The organism is Paenibacillus sp. FSL H7-0703, assembly GCF_038003485.1.
Taxonomy (GTDB): Bacteria; Bacillota; Bacilli; order Paenibacillales; family Paenibacillaceae; genus Paenibacillus; species Paenibacillus polymyxa_B.
This window is the reverse complement of sequence record NZ_JBBOPF010000001.1, coordinates 4,343,906-4,359,385: the sequence shown is the minus strand read 5'-3', so window position 1 is coordinate 4,359,385 and position 15,480 is coordinate 4,343,906. Positions and strand designations below refer to the sequence as shown.

Annotated in this window: 10 protein-coding genes, 15 tRNA genes and 2 rRNA genes; 3 read left to right on the top strand and 24 right to left on the bottom strand. The window is 47.0% G+C overall.

Annotated elements, in window-relative coordinates:
- Positions 1-23: 23 nt before the first annotated feature.
- The gene (sufC, locus tag MHB46_RS19370; RefSeq protein ID WP_061829905.1) at positions 24-800 is read right to left on the bottom strand and encodes a Fe-S cluster assembly ATPase SufC; all 777 of its coding nucleotides are present in this window, start codon (positions 798-800) and stop codon (positions 24-26) included.
- Entirely contained in the window at positions 781-1,302 is a 522-nt protein-coding gene (locus tag MHB46_RS19365) for a MarR family transcriptional regulator (protein WP_341163139.1), read from the bottom strand. Before MHB46_RS19365 ends, sufC begins: the two co-directional genes overlap by 20 nt.
- Positions 1,303-1,521: 219 nt before the next feature.
- Between MHB46_RS19365 and MHB46_RS19360 the strand changes: the two genes are divergently transcribed.
- From MHB46_RS19360 to MHB46_RS19350, 3 genes are all read left to right on the top strand, one after another.
- Positions 1,522-1,737, top strand: a complete 216-nt coding sequence (locus MHB46_RS19360; protein WP_341163138.1) for a hypothetical protein — start codon at positions 1,522-1,524, stop codon at positions 1,735-1,737.
- A 681-nt stretch (positions 1,738-2,418) separates the two neighbouring features.
- On the top strand, positions 2,419-2,916 hold the full coding sequence (locus tag MHB46_RS19355) for a tyrosine-type recombinase/integrase (RefSeq protein ID WP_341163137.1): 498 nt from the start codon (positions 2,419-2,421) through the stop codon (positions 2,914-2,916).
- Between the two features lie 84 nt (positions 2,917-3,000).
- Positions 3,001-3,129: a hypothetical protein gene (locus tag MHB46_RS19350; RefSeq protein ID WP_258012605.1), complete on the top strand. Its 129-nt coding sequence runs from the start codon at positions 3,001-3,003 to the stop codon at positions 3,127-3,129.
- A gap of 44 nt (positions 3,130-3,173) precedes the next feature.
- Here MHB46_RS19350 and MHB46_RS19345 read toward each other — a convergent pair.
- The 22 genes from MHB46_RS19345 to MHB46_RS19240 form a co-directional block, all read right to left on the bottom strand.
- Positions 3,174-3,252, bottom strand: a tRNA-Leu gene (locus tag MHB46_RS19345).
- Positions 3,253-3,263: 11 nt separating this feature from the next.
- Positions 3,264-3,338: transfer RNA gene (locus MHB46_RS19340), tRNA-Cys, on the bottom strand.
- 12 nt (positions 3,339-3,350) lie between these two features.
- Positions 3,351-3,422 (bottom strand) — tRNA-Gly (locus MHB46_RS19335).
- Positions 3,423-3,429: 7 nt separating this feature from the next.
- A tRNA-Gln gene (locus MHB46_RS19330) sits at positions 3,430-3,504 on the bottom strand.
- 10 nt (positions 3,505-3,514) lie between these two features.
- A tRNA-His gene (locus MHB46_RS19325) sits at positions 3,515-3,587 on the bottom strand.
- 17 nt (positions 3,588-3,604) lie between these two features.
- Positions 3,605-3,678: transfer RNA gene (locus MHB46_RS19320), tRNA-Trp, on the bottom strand.
- Positions 3,679-3,685: 7 nt separating this feature from the next.
- Positions 3,686-3,771 (bottom strand) — tRNA-Tyr (locus tag MHB46_RS19315).
- A gap of 5 nt (positions 3,772-3,776) precedes the next feature.
- Positions 3,777-3,852 (bottom strand) — tRNA-Thr (locus MHB46_RS19310).
- Positions 3,853-3,874: 22 nt separating this feature from the next.
- A tRNA-Phe gene (locus MHB46_RS19305) sits at positions 3,875-3,947 on the bottom strand.
- Between the two features lie 37 nt (positions 3,948-3,984).
- Positions 3,985-4,061 (bottom strand) — tRNA-Asp (locus MHB46_RS19300).
- Between the two features lie 15 nt (positions 4,062-4,076).
- Positions 4,077-4,153, bottom strand: a tRNA-Met gene (locus MHB46_RS19295).
- Positions 4,154-4,179: 26 nt separating this feature from the next.
- A tRNA-Val gene (locus MHB46_RS19290) sits at positions 4,180-4,255 on the bottom strand.
- A gap of 68 nt (positions 4,256-4,323) precedes the next feature.
- Positions 4,324-4,395 (bottom strand) — tRNA-Glu (locus MHB46_RS19285).
- Between the two features lie 17 nt (positions 4,396-4,412).
- Positions 4,413-4,504, bottom strand: a tRNA-Ser gene (locus MHB46_RS19280).
- A 3-nt stretch (positions 4,505-4,507) separates the two neighbouring features.
- A tRNA-Asn gene (locus MHB46_RS19275) sits at positions 4,508-4,583 on the bottom strand.
- Positions 4,584-4,651: 68 nt separating this feature from the next.
- Positions 4,652-7,579: ribosomal RNA gene (locus MHB46_RS19270) — 23S ribosomal RNA — on the bottom strand.
- Between the two features lie 338 nt (positions 7,580-7,917).
- Positions 7,918-9,473, bottom strand: a 16S ribosomal RNA gene (locus tag MHB46_RS19265).
- The 16S and 23S rRNA genes sit together here with 15 tRNA genes alongside, the layout of an rRNA operon.
- Before the next feature lie 499 nt (positions 9,474-9,972).
- Positions 9,973-10,851, bottom strand: a complete 879-nt coding sequence (locus MHB46_RS19260; RefSeq protein WP_341163136.1) for a nucleotidyltransferase-like protein — start codon at positions 10,849-10,851, stop codon at positions 9,973-9,975.
- 112 nt (positions 10,852-10,963) lie between these two features.
- On the bottom strand, positions 10,964-12,682 hold the full coding sequence (locus tag MHB46_RS19255; protein WP_341163135.1) for a glycosyl hydrolase family 18 protein: 1,719 nt from the start codon (positions 12,680-12,682) through the stop codon (positions 10,964-10,966).
- 185 nt (positions 12,683-12,867) lie between these two features.
- A complete protein-coding gene (locus MHB46_RS19250; RefSeq protein ID WP_013311903.1) occupies positions 12,868-13,299 on the bottom strand; it encodes a Fur family transcriptional regulator in 432 nt (143 codons plus the stop codon).
- Between the two features lie 109 nt (positions 13,300-13,408).
- On the bottom strand, positions 13,409-14,812 hold the full coding sequence (locus MHB46_RS19245; protein ID WP_341163134.1) for a DUF4097 family beta strand repeat-containing protein: 1,404 nt from the start codon (positions 14,810-14,812) through the stop codon (positions 13,409-13,411).
- 7 nt (positions 14,813-14,819) lie between these two features.
- Complete coding sequence (locus tag MHB46_RS19240; protein WP_069290370.1) at positions 14,820-15,473, bottom strand: hypothetical protein; 654 nt, start codon at positions 15,471-15,473, stop codon at positions 14,820-14,822.
- Positions 15,474-15,480 lie beyond the last annotated feature (7 nt).

Here is a 15,480-nt window from a genome sequence, read left to right as displayed (position 1 = left end):
GTGCTGTTCCTCCTCTCCGGCTTTTAAGCTTCCCTTACCGTCTCATCCGTAATCCCAAGTTCCTCCTTCACCCAATCGTACCCTTCAGCCTCCAAACGGTGTGCAAGCTCCGGACCGCCAGATTTAACTATCCGGCCTTGCATCATGACATGCACAAAATCCGGGGTAATATAATTCAACAGTCGTTGATAATGGGTGATGATTAAAAAGCCTCTATCCGGGCTGCGCATCTCATTTACGCCATTGGCCACAATACGCAGTGCATCAATATCAAGCCCTGAGTCCACTTCATCCAGGATCACAAACTTGGGTTCAAGTAGCATCATTTGCAAAATCTCATTCCGCTTTTTTTCACCGCCAGAGAATCCCTCATTCAAATAACGATGCACAAATTCCGGGTTCATCTCCAGCCCCTTCATTTTGCTCTCCATTTCACGGATAAAACGGATTAAGGATATCTCATCGCCTTCTTCACGCCGTGCATTGATGGCACTTCTGAGAAAGTCCGAGTTGGTCACGCCAGCAATTTCACTTGGGTATTGCATAGCGAGGAACAAGCCTGCCTGGGCACGCTCATCCACCTCCATCTCCAGAAGGTCTTCATTGTCCAATGTCACCTTACCGCCAGTAACCTCATATTTGGGATGGCCCATTAAAGCTGAAGCCAATGTACTTTTTCCCGTCCCATTAGGCCCCATAATCGCATGAATCTCTCCGCCATGAATCTCCATTGTGAGCCCTTTTAAAATTTCTTTCCCTTCAATCTTGGATCTTAATTCCTCAATCTTTAATGTCGTCATTTATCGTAAACTTCCCTTCGGAGTATTCTTCGGCACGCGCCACCAAATCACTCATAAATTTTCCAATAGTCTGCAGTTCAACCTCTGAATAGGATTCAATGAATTGGTAAAACCTTTCTTCTTTTTCTTTGTGCAGTTCTTTATGCAAATGATAAATGTGTCTTCCCTTATCCGTTAAACTAAAGTAAATCTCCTTACGATTGCTGTTCAGTTGACTTCTCATAATGAAGCCCATTTCCAGCAGCTTTGCACTAATTTTAGTAATGCTAGCTTTGGACAACCCCATCTTCTCCACAATCCCGGTATGATTTATCGGTTCATAATCACCAATGCAATCAATAACGTGTACACTAGTAATATTGTTGGAGAGCATGTCAATCTCATACTTTCTGGCCTGTTGCCGAAACGAGTTAAATTCTTGTTCAGTATACAGCTCATTCAGATGTAGCATTTTAATATATTGCTCGTAAAGATGACCTTTAAAATGATTTTGAAACTCCAATTTCCCAATCTCCCCTCTCTTGTAGTAGTTGCAGATCAAGTTCAGTGTCACCATTAGATTATTTTTTGTTCACTAGTGAACAAAATCATATTAACACAATTGATATTGATAATCAATATCAATTGTGTTAATATGACGCAATTTTGGAGGCGCTTTTCATGGGTTTGTTGTCATTGTCATCGGCCTCATGCTGTGTTTTGACTAGGGCACGTCCTGGAAATGGTTTTGCCTACCTCTGATCAATCCTGCTTTGCGGGGGTTGAACAATGGAACCAATTCGGCAGCACCCGGATGGATCTGGTAACCAAAGCCAAGTCCAATACCGTTGCCTATGAACGTCATGGTACACCTGCCACAGACCGGGGGCGCTACCGTAAAAAGAGGACAAAGGTGGTGCTTGGCCGAGCTGTTTTAAAGCCGTATCGCCGCGTTTGAGTACGCTATCGTGAGCATGTATGGCAAAGAATAATCCGTCAATTACCTGTGTCTGGATATGGTATGGGGCCAAAGAGTATACCAAAAACTGTGGTTTTTGCTGGTGAATCCGAACAGGCGATGCTCCATTCTAGCCAGCACCGATCTGACACTGGAGGCGACTTAGATCATCGAACTTTATACCGCCCGGTTCAAAATAAAATGCACCTTCTGGGCGCTAAAGCAATCCATCGGCGGATTCAGCTACCACTTTTGTAGCAAATCCATTCGGAAGCCCAACCGGTATTTGAAAAAGGATCGGGTTCACCCTCTGGAGTTGTTGGAAGAGGAGAAAGCGCAACGGGACATCCGCCTAACTGTAAAGATAAGAATGGTAAACGATAACCAAAATGGATCCCTACGGGGCTTAAGATAAAAGGAACCAAGAAAAGAGCCGAAATCTTGCTTCAGGAAGCCAGGAAGAATTATCATATGGAAGGACAAGCACTCGCGGTTGAAAACGAAGATATGCTGTAAGAGTAAAAGCGGCTACTCCATCCGGTAATAGCAAAAGGCTGTTCGCAGACTTTATGCTTCAATGGCTAGAGATGATGAAAAACAGTATCGGGCTTATCTCCTATATCTCCTATTCCGACACTGTAAAAGGCCACGTAGATCCTTTTTCCGAGAGAAAGGGATGTATTGCTTGATGATTTAACTACAGAAGATTTTCAGACCTTGTATACCCATGAAATGAATGTGCAAGGTGTCAGCGCCAATACCGTTATTCATTACCACGCGAACATTTGCAGAGCCCTTCAGTATACCGTGAAAATAAAGCCGATTGTGGCGAATCTCCCTGACTCAGTTGAAAGCCCAAAAAAGAACAATTACGTCGTGAGCTTCTACAATGCCGAGGAGCTGAATCAACTCCTCGCAGTAATCCGAGGCGAAAGAATTGAGCTTTCCGTTATCCTGGCTGCCTTTTATGGGCTAAGCCGAAGCGAGGTCGTAGGATTAAAATGGTCGGCTATTGATTTATTGAATTGGACTATTAATATTAAACATACAGTCACATCGGGCAATTTGAATGGTAGATATATTGAAATTGAAAAGGACCAAATCAAGAATAAAGCCAGTCGCCGTATACTGCCACTGGTGGACACGTTCTATGAGCTTCTGATTCGTATGAAGGAATAACAGGAATCCTATCGCTTATCTTCTGACAATTCTTATTGTCTTGAATACCTGGAGTATATTTATGTAGATGTATTAGGGGTAAGCATGAAAGAAGTTCAGGAATGGTTAGGCCACAGCGATTATGCAACAACGGCAAATATTTATTCGCATTTGGAATACAACTCAAAGGTGTCTTCAGCTCAAGCAATGAGTGGGGTACTAAAGCTCAAATAAAAAAAGCCCACTAGAGATTATCTCTAATGAACTCTTTTAGTTAATACCGGCGAGAGGACTCGAACCTCCACGGTTTCCCACTCGATTTTGAGTCGAGCGCGTCTGCCATTCCGCCACGCCGGCGTATTAAATTATGGAGGCGCCACCCAGATTTGAACTGGGGAATAAAGCTTTTGCAGAGCTTTGCCTTACCACTTGGCTATGGCGCCAGAGTATAACAAAGCGGACGACGGGAATCGAACCCGCGACCCTCGCCTTGGCAAGGCGATGCTCTACCGCTGAGCCACGTCCGCATAAAGATGGCTGGGGATATAGGATTTGAACCTATGCATGACGGAGTCAAAGTCCGTTGCCTTACCGCTTGGCTAATCCCCAATAAGTAAAGGGCGGCCGATGGGGCTTGAACCCACGAATGCCGGAGTCACAGTCCGGTGCGTTAACCACTTCGCCACGACCGCCGCAAGTTATGAATAATTGGCAGGGGCAGCAGGAATTGAACCCACACCAACGGTTTTGGAGACCGTTGTTCTACCTTTAAACTATGCCCCTATAAAACTGGTGGAGGATGATGGATTCGAACCACCGAACCCGTAAGGGAGCAGATTTACAGTCTGATGCGTTTGGCCACTTCGCTAATCCTCCAAAAATGGTGCCGGCGAGAGGACTTGAACCCCCAACCTACTGATTACAAGTCAGTTGCTCTACCAGTTGAGCTACACCGGCACATAAAATATTCAATTAAAAGTGGCTCGGGACGGAATCGAACCGCCGACACGAGGATTTTCAGTCCTCTGCTCTACCGACTGAGCTACCGAGCCTTATTCTAAGGCTCATCATTAAACGTTGTATTACTAATGGCGGAACTGACGGGATTCGAACCCGCGATCTCCTGCGTGACAGGCAGGCATGTTAGGCCTCTACACCACAGTTCCATAATAAATTTTAATTGGTTGCGGGGGCAGGATTTGAACCTGCGACCTTCGGGTTATGAGCCCGACGAGCTACCGAACTGCTCCACCCCGCGACAGTAATAAATATTTATTTTTCAAATGGTGGAGGCTGAGGGGCTCGAACCCCCGACCCTCTGCTTGTAAGGCAGATGCTCTCCCAGCTGAGCTAAGCCTCCACAATTGAGCACTTCTCATATTATACCATAATGAACTTTTTATTGCAAGCCCTTTTATGATATTTTTATGACCCGTAGGGGATTCGAACCCCTGTTACCTCCGTGAAAGGGAGGTGTCTTAACCCCTTGACCAACGGGCCATGCAATAAAATAATTCTGGCGGAGAGAGAGGGATTCGAACCCTCGAGACGCTTTTGGCGCCTACACGATTTCCAATCGTGCTCCTTCGGCCAACTCGGACACCTCTCCATATGGCTCCCCGAACAGGACTCGAACCTGTGACAACTCGATTAACAGTCGAGTGCTCTACCAACTGAGCTATCAGGGAATATTAAACATTTATATCAAGGTTACACCCTGAAAACTGGATCCGAAACTCATTTACGTTTTATTTTTTAGGATAAGCCCTCGACCGATTAGTATTGGTCAGCTCCATGCATTACTGCACTTCCACCCCCAACCTATCTACCTCGTCGTCTTCAAGGGGTCTTACTAATTGGGAAATCTCATCTTGAGGGGGGCTTCACGCTTAGATGCTTTCAGCGCTTATCCCTTCCGTACATAGCTACCCAGCGGTGCTCCTGGCGGAACAACTGGTACACCAGCGGTACGTCCATCCCGGTCCTCTCGTACTAAGGACAGCTCCTCTCAAATTTCCTACGCCCACGACAGATAGGGACCGAACTGTCTCACGACGTTCTGAACCCAGCTCGCGTACCGCTTTAATGGGCGAACAGCCCAACCCTTGGGACCTACTTCAGCCCCAGGATGCGATGAGCCGACATCGAGGTGCCAAACCTCCCCGTCGATGTGGACTCTTGGGGGAGATAAGCCTGTTATCCCCAGGGTAGCTTTTATCCGTTGAGCGATGGCCCTTCCATGCGGTACCACCGGATCACTAAGCCCGACTTTCGTCCCTGCTCGACTTGTAGGTCTCGCAGTCAAGCTCCCTTCTGCCTTTGCACTCTTCGAATGATTTCCAACCATTCTGAGGGAACCTTGGGGCGCCTCCGTTACTCTTTAGGAGGCGACCGCCCCAGTCAAACTGCCCACCTGACACTGTCCTCGCACCGGATCACGGTACCAAGTTAGAACCTAGATACGATCAGGGTGGTATCCCAAGGATGCCTCCTCTCAAGCTGGCGCTCAAGATTCTACGGCTCCCACCTATCCTGTACAGATCGTACCCAAATTCAATATCAAGCTGCAGTAAAGCTCCATGGGGTCTTTCCGTCTTGTCGCGGGTAACCTGCATCTTCACAGGTATTAAAATTTCACCGGATCTCTCGTTGAGACAGCGCCCAAGTCGTTACGCCATTCGTGCGGGTCAGAATTTACCTGACAAGGAATTTCGCTACCTTAGGACCGTTATAGTTACGGCCGCCGTTTACTGGGGCTTCGGTTCATAGCTTCGCCCCGAAGGGCTTACCACTCCCCTTAACCTTCCAGCACCGGGCAGGCGTCAGCCCGTATACTTCGCCTTGCGGCTTCGCACAGACCTGTGTTTTTGCTAAACAGTCGCTTGGGCCTTTTCACTGCGGCCCCCTCGGGCTATTCACCCTACCGAGGCACCCCTTCTCCCGAAGTTACGGGGTCATTTTGCCGAGTTCCTTAACGAGAGTTCTTCCGCGCGCCTTAGAATTCTCTTCTCGCCTACCTGTGTCGGTTTGCGGTACGGGCACCTTCTCCTGGCTAGAGGCTTTTCTTGGCAGTCTGAGATCATGACCTTCGCTACTACAATTTTCGCTCCCCATCACAGCCCAGCCTTACGATGTGCGGATTTGCCTACACACCAGCCTCACTGCTTAGACGGACATCCATCAGTCCGCGTCACTACCCTACTGCGTCACCCCATCGCTCATAACGGATTACGGTGGTACAGGAATTTCGACCTGTTGTCCTTCGACTACGCCTATCGGCCTCGCCTTAGGTCCCGACTTACCCTGAGCGGACGAACCTTCCTCAGGAACCCTTAGGCTTTCGGCGGATCTGATTCTCACAGATCTTTTCGTTACTCATACCGGCATTCTCACTTGAATGCAGTCCAGCGCTCCTTACGGTACACCTTCAACCCGCATTCAACGCTCCCCTACCCCTGATGCAAGCATCAAGCCATAGCTTCGGTGGTGTGTTTAGCCCCGTTACATTTTCGGCGCAGAGTCACTCGACCAGTGAGCTATTACGCACTCTTTCAATGGTGGCTGCTTCTAAGCCAACATCCTGGTTGTCTGTGCAACTCCACATCCTTTCCCACTTAACACACACTTGGGGACCTTAGCTGATGGTCTGGGCTGTTTCCCTTTCGACAATGGATCTTAGCACTCACTGTCTGACTCCCGGAACTAAATCTATGGCATTCGGAGTTTGACTGAGCTTGGTAACCCTTGCGGGCCCCGCACCCAATCAGTGCTCTACCTCCACGATTCTTTTTTCCGAGGCTAGCCCTAAAGCTATTTCGGGGAGAACCAGCTATCTCCGGGTTCGATTGGAATTTCTCCGCTACCCCCACCTCATCCCCGCATTTTTCAACATGCGTGGGTTCGGGCCTCCAGTGCGTGTTACCGCACCTTCACCCTGGACAGGGGTAGATCACCCGGTTTCGGGTCTACGTCCACGTACTCAAGTCGCCCTATTCAGACTCGCTTTCGCTGCGGCTTCAGCTCTTCACCTTAACCTTGCACGGGAACGTAACTCGCCGGTTCATTCTACAAAAGGCACGCCATCACCCATAGATCGGGCTCTGACTTCTTGTAAGCACACGGTTTCAGGATCTATTTCACTCCCCTTCCGGGGTGCTTTTCACCTTTCCCTCACGGTACTGCTTCACTATCGGTCGCCAGGGAGTATTTAGCCTTGGCAGATGGTCCTGCCGGATTCATACGGGGTTTCACGTGCCCCGCACTACTCGGGATCCGTCTCGGAGGGAACAAGTTTTGAACTACAGGGCTTTTACCTTCTCTGGCGGGCCTTTCCAGGCCTCTTCATCTAACCGGTTCCTTTGTAACTCCATGTGAGACGTCCCACAACCCCAAGGAGCAAGCTCCTTGGTTTGGGCTAATCCGCGTTCGCTCGCCGCTACTGACGGAATCACTATTGTTTTCTCTTCCTCAGGGTACTTAGATGTTTCAGTTCCCCTGGTCTGCCTCTATTCTGCCTATGTATTCAGCAGAAAGTGACTGTCGATGAAGACAGCCGGGTTTCCCCATTCGGACATCCCCGGATCAAAGCTTGCTTACAGCTCCCCGAGGCCTTATCGTTGTTCGCCACGTCCTTCGTCGGCTCCTGGCGCCTAGGCATCCTCCGTGTGCTCTTTGTAGCTTAACCTAGTATTTACATGGTAAATACGATCGCTTTGAATTTCGGTTCAACACTTACGTGTGAATGGAATTCAAGGCAGCTACCTTTATTTCACTTGTTTACACAAGATCAGCTTAAAGGAATATTCTAAAACGCAATTTCGTTTCGGTATCCAGTTTTCAAGGTGCAATACAGTTTCATCGAAACTGTAGCCTGTGTGAATATCGGTCTAACTCAACCGAGTAGATGATATTCATGCAGTATGTTGAGAGTTTGAACTCTCAAAACTGAGCAACGAGTGAGTAATTTTTGAAGCTTATGCTTCATATTTGAATGTTTCCATTGCAGGAAACGATTCTCCATAGAAAGGAGGTGATCCAGCCGCACCTTCCGATACGGCTACCTTGTTACGACTTCACCCCAATCATCTACCCCACCTTCGGCGGCTGGCTCCCTTGCGGGTTACCCCACCGACTTCGGGTGTTGTAAACTCTCGTGGTGTGACGGGCGGTGTGTACAAGACCCGGGAACGTATTCACCGCGGCATGCTGATCCGCGATTACTAGCAATTCCGACTTCATGTAGGCGAGTTGCAGCCTACAATCCGAACTGAGACCGGCTTTTCTAGGATTGGCTCCACCTCGCGATTTCGCTTCCCGTTGTACCGGCCATTGTAGTACGTGTGTAGCCCAGGTCATAAGGGGCATGATGATTTGACGTCATCCCCACCTTCCTCCGGTTTGTCACCGGCAGTCTGCTTAGAGTGCCCAGCTTGACCTGCTGGCAACTAAGCATAAGGGTTGCGCTCGTTGCGGGACTTAACCCAACATCTCACGACACGAGCTGACGACAACCATGCACCACCTGTCTCCTCTGTCCCGAAGGAAAGGTCTATCTCTAGACCGGTCAGAGGGATGTCAAGACCTGGTAAGGTTCTTCGCGTTGCTTCGAATTAAACCACATACTCCACTGCTTGTGCGGGTCCCCGTCAATTCCTTTGAGTTTCAGTCTTGCGACCGTACTCCCCAGGCGGAATGCTTAATGTGTTAACTTCGGCACCAAGGGTATCGAAACCCCTAACACCTAGCATTCATCGTTTACGGCGTGGACTACCAGGGTATCTAATCCTGTTTGCTCCCCACGCTTTCGCGCCTCAGCGTCAGTTACAGCCCAGAGAGTCGCCTTCGCCACTGGTGTTCCTCCACATCTCTACGCATTTCACCGCTACACGTGGAATTCCACTCTCCTCTTCTGCACTCAAGCTCCCCAGTTTCCAGTGCGACCCGAAGTTGAGCCTCGGGATTAAACACCAGACTTAAAGAGCCGCCTGCGCGCGCTTTACGCCCAATAATTCCGGACAACGCTTGCCCCCTACGTATTACCGCGGCTGCTGGCACGTAGTTAGCCGGGGCTTTCTTCTCAGGTACCGTCACTCTTGTAGCAGTTACTCTACAAGACGTTCTTCCCTGGCAACAGAGCTTTACGATCCGAAAACCTTCATCACTCACGCGGCGTTGCTCCGTCAGGCTTTCGCCCATTGCGGAAGATTCCCTACTGCTGCCTCCCGTAGGAGTCTGGGCCGTGTCTCAGTCCCAGTGTGGCCGATCACCCTCTCAGGTCGGCTACGCATCGTCGCCTTGGTAGGCCTTTACCCCACCAACTAGCTAATGCGCCGCAGGCCCATCCACAAGTGACAGATTGCTCCGTCTTTCCTCCTTCTCCCATGCAGGAAAAGGATGTATCGGGTATTAGCTACCGTTTCCGGTAGTTATCCCTGTCTTGTGGGCAGGTTGCCTACGTGTTACTCACCCGTCCGCCGCTAGGTTGTGTAGAAGCAAGCTTCTACACAACCCCGCTCGACTTGCATGTATTAGGCACGCCGCCAGCGTTCGTCCTGAGCCAGGATCAAACTCTCCATTAAAGACCAACCGAAGTTGGTTTATAGAAAGAGCGATAAGCTCATTTTGAAACTGACGAGATAAAATATCTCATTTTCGCTTCCATTTCATACAGCCTGACGGCATGTACCAAAATCTCAGCGTTGGATTTTGTAAACAAAATCCGTACTCACTCGTTGTTCAGTTTTCAAAGATCAAACCTGCATTTTGTCTTACTTTGTTTCACCACCGCGTCTCAGCGGCGACTTAAATAATATAACACATAACCTCATTTTTCGTCAAGCTTTTTTTTGAAAATTCATTTTTACACTTGATGCAACACGTTTATCCTGCTTTAAACAGTTCTAAATTATTCATGCTGCTTAATGGGGCGAGTTATAACTTAGCACATATTTTATATACTCGTCAACCTAAATTAATAATTTATATTTTTTAACTATCTATAAATACTAAATCACGTACAAAAAAAGGAAGAAAAGTCGATTTAACAACCTTTCTTCCTGACAAATCAACCCCTGCACATCAAATAAGGGAGTAACGCAGTTCACGATTTTGCCCACGATCCCTAAAATCCCCGGCAGCTGTTTCTCTAATAAGTGAACGATATACCAGTTTACGGAGCACGACGGTAAGATCCAATTGAAGATTCTTTAGCTCTGAATGGTTAATAAGTTCATTTATAGACCAGGGTTCCCGTCTGCTGCCTAATATACGGAATAGCGGAGATGAGCACTCCTCCATTTTTGACATCACTGAAAATTCACAAGCAAGCAATACTAGTTCAACCCGTTGTTCCAAGGTTTCTGTACTTAATGTGAGTTCGTTATACAGTTTGTCAATCGTTCGATCCAGAGGCTGTACCTGAACCCATAAGTGAGTCTTTGGATAAATCCCCCGTTCAATGAGTTCAATAGATGCCCAATGATCCAATGCTTTCAGAACACTTTGATAAGCGTCAATGATCCGCCCTTCTCGCACCGCTCTTTTACCATGAACGTAATTGACCAGAAAGCGGGAGAACTCATGAAATCGCTTCTGCTCCCGTAGTGGATCGTTAAAATCAACAATTTCCTGTCTTAAAAGACGGACCCCGTCATCCCGTTCCCAGACAATACGACCTTCTAGCACATAATCTATAATGTTGGCTTGTTCACCAGCGATAATCCATTCCTTCAGACAACTGAGCGTTGCGTACAACACTTGGCATCTTAAGCCATTCATAAATAAGTGTTGAATAGAACGAACCGGCTTGGTGCCTTCTCCAATAATTAGAATGAGTTCATCAAAGTCATACAACATCGAACCGTGAAAATACTCTCCCGGCTTTCTGTACGAAATAATACCTATTGAATCTTCCTGCAACATTTCATCATACATTAGGTTTAATTTGGTTAGCTGCACTTCTCCCTCCATACCTGCAAGGCGGCTATGACCGCAAATTGGATATTTGGATACATGTGATCATTTCTACATAAATAAGAAACTTCCTTCTTCAATTGTATAAATTTTTATCTTATTCACTTATTTTTTTCAGTGTTACCCAAGCGTTTTCATCTGCAAAGGTTCGATTCCACGCCCCAATTCCTCCGAGCTTCAGCGATTTGGCAAGTTCTACTCTTGCCTTCAGAGATACCTCATCCTCTAGCCAAATCTTTTTGACCACGCCGTCTTCTGTATACTCGACATAATTCTGGCCTTCAGCAGCTCTAAACTTGGGCTTCAACTTAAATTCGGCTATGATACCGGCTGCTGACTTCATACCAAGTGATTTAGAGGTGACCTTAATCTTCCCTTCTTTGGGAGTCTCGGACCACACGCGAGTATATAACGGAATACCTAAAATCACTTTTTGAGGCGGCACTTCATCTTCCTGAATAATTCGCTTAATTGACGCTTCCGTCCATGGTAGCGAGGCGACAGAACCAGCCTTTGGACTAGCCGCCCAATGCTCATCATATGCCATTACCATGAGGTAATCTGTGATGGTGCCCAATGATTTTCGATCCAAAAAAGCTGACCACATTTCACTTTGAGATTTAGGCGTAACATCAATGGACAGTATCAAATCATGTTCCCGAGCCATCGGTTTAAGTTCCCGCAAAAATTGGGTGACATTGGGGCCATCCTTCGTATGAACATTTTCAAAGTCAATATTAATACCATCCAGATCATTTTCTAGGGCAAATGAAATCATCTGATCTATAATCGACTTTCGACGTTCAAAGGTAGACAATGCTTCAGTTGTTAATTCGGGATTAAAGCTGTTGCTCAACAAGCCCCAAACCTCCATCCCCTTGCGATGTGCCCAGCTGACATAGGCAGGATCTGCCTTGCTTTCTACAGTGCCCTCATGATCGACGACACTGAACCACGTAGGACTCACCACATTTACTCCAGGCATAGGATCAAACTTGGAAGGATCGGGCTTACGATTATAGACAGCTTCCCAAGCGAGGTTTACTGGCCTACCCTCCCAATGTTTTTCCGAGATGGACAAATCGTCTTTAGCCGAAGGGATCACAAGCTCTTCTCCTTCAGCGATATGGTCTGACTTAATGTATCCCGCATAGCCATTGTCTAATTGAACAAAATACCAATCTCCTTGTTTGGACCAAATACGTACCTTCGTCCGCTGAGATATATCTGTCAAAATAAAAGATAGGTTAGAGGCTTCTTTACGTAAGGCAATTCTAGCATCCTGTGAGCCATCCTTCTTTTCTACACTCCCCAGCCTGACCTTCTCTCCAGCTTTCATTAGGATGACAGCACCAGTTACAGGGTCTTCGTGTATAGAAACGCCGTATACTTTACGTACAGCCTCTATCGGGATATATACCTCTCCACTGATCACCTGAGGGGCTACGCTAAGCGCATATGTCTTACCATTCAGTTCCCCTTGTGCCTTCGAAACCTTCATATAGAGCAGGCTTTGTCTCGTCGCCATAATGACGGTTTGGCTATCATCCTCATAGCGAACCGTAGGATCAATTTGACTTTGCACCAATTTAAACGGCATCAGCATGTTCTTGCCCGAGCTTTGAGCTTCATACCCAGTCAACTTGCCCTGCATAAAAATAGGACGGACACTGCCCTGCCAATCGGGTTTCTCGTGAAGGGGATTACCAAACCATACGACAGTAATTGCGCATATAATCGCTGCAAATAATAGCAGGCTTGCCGCTCCTCTGAATCGCGAACGTTTACGGCGGCGTCTGGAATGATTTCTGGCCAATATTGAACCTCCATTGTATGAACTTTGAATTCTCGTATTTTGTAACCACAACAGATTACTTAAAACAAAAATACAGTGATTTAAATAAAAAAACGCGGTAAATCCCCGCTTATGGGGAATTCCTCACGTTTCCAATCCATTACAATATATACATACCGCACAAAAAACTTCTATTCCTTGTTTCGTTACGTTTGTTTGTTACTACAAGCTTTGCATACTCCGTGTAACTCCATTCGATGTCCATGCACCTCGAAGCCTGTTTCCAACGCGGCATGGCGTTCCACATCAGCCAAATAGGGATAACTGAAATCTTCAATTTTTCCGCATTTTTCGCAAATGATGTGATAGTGCTCCGAAATATTGGCATCATAACGACTGGCGTTATCTCCATAGGTCAACTCATGTACCATACCCGCTTCTATAAACATCTTTAAGTTATTATAAACCGTAGCCACACTCATACTTGGAAACTTGGACTCAAGCGCTCGATATATTTCATCTGCAGTCGGGTGCCCCATAGTTTCCATTAAATAGTTTAATATGGCATGACGCTGGGGTGTTATGCGTACACCTGTCTTCTTCAGAAGTTCCAAAGCATGCTGGACGCGTGCCGCCATATATGTCCACCGCCTTATCCCTTACTTACGATCCTATCAATTACCACGCATCTATTTTACAACTTACTTCTAAACCTACTCACATTGTACGGTCTACTCAAGTTTCTTGTCAACGCGCCGTATTGTCGCCGGATGTTCCTATAGAAGTATCTGACTCAGGAGCTCCGGGTTCAGCCGGAGAGCTTTCAGATGTATCGGGCGCAGTCGTACCCCCGGAATCATCCAAGTCAGGTAACGACGGCATCAGTAACTTTTTAATGGTTAAATTACTGTTACCCTCTACGTTGATCGCATACTTGCCTGTCCCGTTTTGGCCTGAAATACTTTTACTGTCTATTTTAAATGGAAAATCGGATTGAAGATTACCATAACTGCTTGAACCCTCTAACTGAAAATCTCCATTCGACGGAAGATCCAATACAATATCACCGACAGCACTGTATATTTTCCAATCTCCGCCCACCTGCTCGCTATGCACTTTGATAGAGCCATTAAGCGAATTTGCATTCAGCTTGGCTGTAGAATTCAGCACATTCATGTCACCATTCTGAGTATCTACGGTGATGTCCCCTTCCGAACGAGCGAGCTGAATATCACCTACCATGGTGTGTAGTGTCACAGCTCCTTCAATATCTCCTGCCTGCATATCGCCACGGTTCGTGCGCACATCTACATCTCCAGAAATCCGATGCAATTTAACCTGACCGTTCAGCGTGCCTCCCTTGACATTGCCGATAGCGTCATTAACGGTGAGATTTCCATTACCGCTCTCGAGCCGAATGCTATCAATAGCATCAACTCCATTCAGGGTAATATTCCCGTTGGAGGTTCTAATCTGCACATTGAACCGCCGGTCCTCCGGCACGGTGATCAGCATGTTCACACGGGGCTGACGTTTGCTTGAAGCTCCGTATGACTGTGCCTCCGGACGAATCTGGATGGTCTTGCCGTCGGTAGAAGTCAGTGAAGAAGCTTGAGCAATCTTGTCCGCTTCGGCAGCAGGCGCTTGATCCACCCATAGAGTCCCACGTACCTCTATATTGGACACAGGCCGTCTGATCAGTGTTACATCACCATTAACCGAATCAACTACTAAATCGGACGTCTGCATAGTTACAGGTACCAGTACACCACCCATATCATACCGATTCTCTTTAGCCTGACTAAAATCCATAGAGGCTGACGTCAGATTGAGACTGACCCGGTTCCACAGATACATATAATGATTTTGCTGGGTCACGATAAAAACCGAGGCTGCCACTACCAAAGCGGACAGAATCCCCTTTAGGTCAGGTCTGAATCGCCTTCCGTTGTCAGACTTGCCTTCTTTCCGATAGTACACAGCAAAAAAAATCAGATATTCCAGTCCCCAAAGCACGAAGATTACGGGCCACCAAACGAGGAGCTGAAGCATATATTCAGTATTTTGAAACACATCTACAATAAGCAAAATGCCTACAGCCATCAACAGAAGCGAAGAGGTGTAGCGACCGACTCTTATTTTACGGTGCACGCCAGCTTCACCCTCTTTCTTTCAACTTTTTACGTTTAAAGGACAGAAAGGCTTCCCTTAGAAAAAGGGATAAACCGATCATCATTAATAAAATGGCCAGCGTCAGGAATCCATAATCCTCAAAGAAATTGCTCAACCAGCGAGGTTTCATGCGAAACAAAATCATAAGCCCACCGCCTGCCACCATCAGCACAGCAAAAGCAAAGCCTCTCTCCCATGCATAAAAAGGACTACTTTGCTGGCCTTTAGCATCCATTCGTGCATAACGATCTGGCTTACGCCGATAACGAACCATGTAATCTGCTGACTGTAAGACATCATATACATTATAAAAATATAAAACGGGTATGAACAATCCAAGCAAAATAAGTAATGGGATGTTAATCCTCAAGCCATCAGAAGAAACATACAGCATCGCAAAAATATCTAGCAGGAGCAACACAATAAAACTAAGCCCCCTAATAAACAGCCCTAAAAAAAGATGTCCCAGTCCGGGTAACAATGCGGCCATGATAATGGCAATCACTTTGCGAAATTTAGCATATTTTAGACGCTTCCCCTGTCTGGGTTGTTCCCGCTGTTCCGGCGCTTGTAGCTGCCCAGCCTCTCCAGACGGTAACGGTTGTTCCGAGTTCATGCCATCCTCCCCTTTGAATCCCATGCGTGGC

What these genes read in the sequence shown, in the direction of transcription:
- MHB46_RS19350 (WP_258012605.1), top strand. Translation starts at nt 3,001, where the DNA reads ATGAAAGAAGTTCAGGAATGGTTAGGCCACAGCGATTATGCAACAACG.
- MHB46_RS19250 (WP_013311903.1), bottom strand. Translation starts at nt 13,299, where the DNA reads ATGGCGGCACGCGTCCAGCATGCTTTGGAACTTCTGAAGAAGACAGGT.
- MHB46_RS19240 (WP_069290370.1), bottom strand. Translation starts at nt 15,473, where the DNA reads ATGGGATTCAAAGGGGAGGATGGCATGAACTCGGAACAACCGTTACCG.
- sufC (WP_061829905.1), bottom strand. Translation starts at nt 800, where the DNA reads ATGACGACATTAAAGATTGAGGAATTAAGATCCAAGATTGAAGGGAAA.
- MHB46_RS19360 (WP_341163138.1), top strand. Translation starts at nt 1,522, where the DNA reads ATGGTTTTGCCTACCTCTGATCAATCCTGCTTTGCGGGGGTTGAACAA.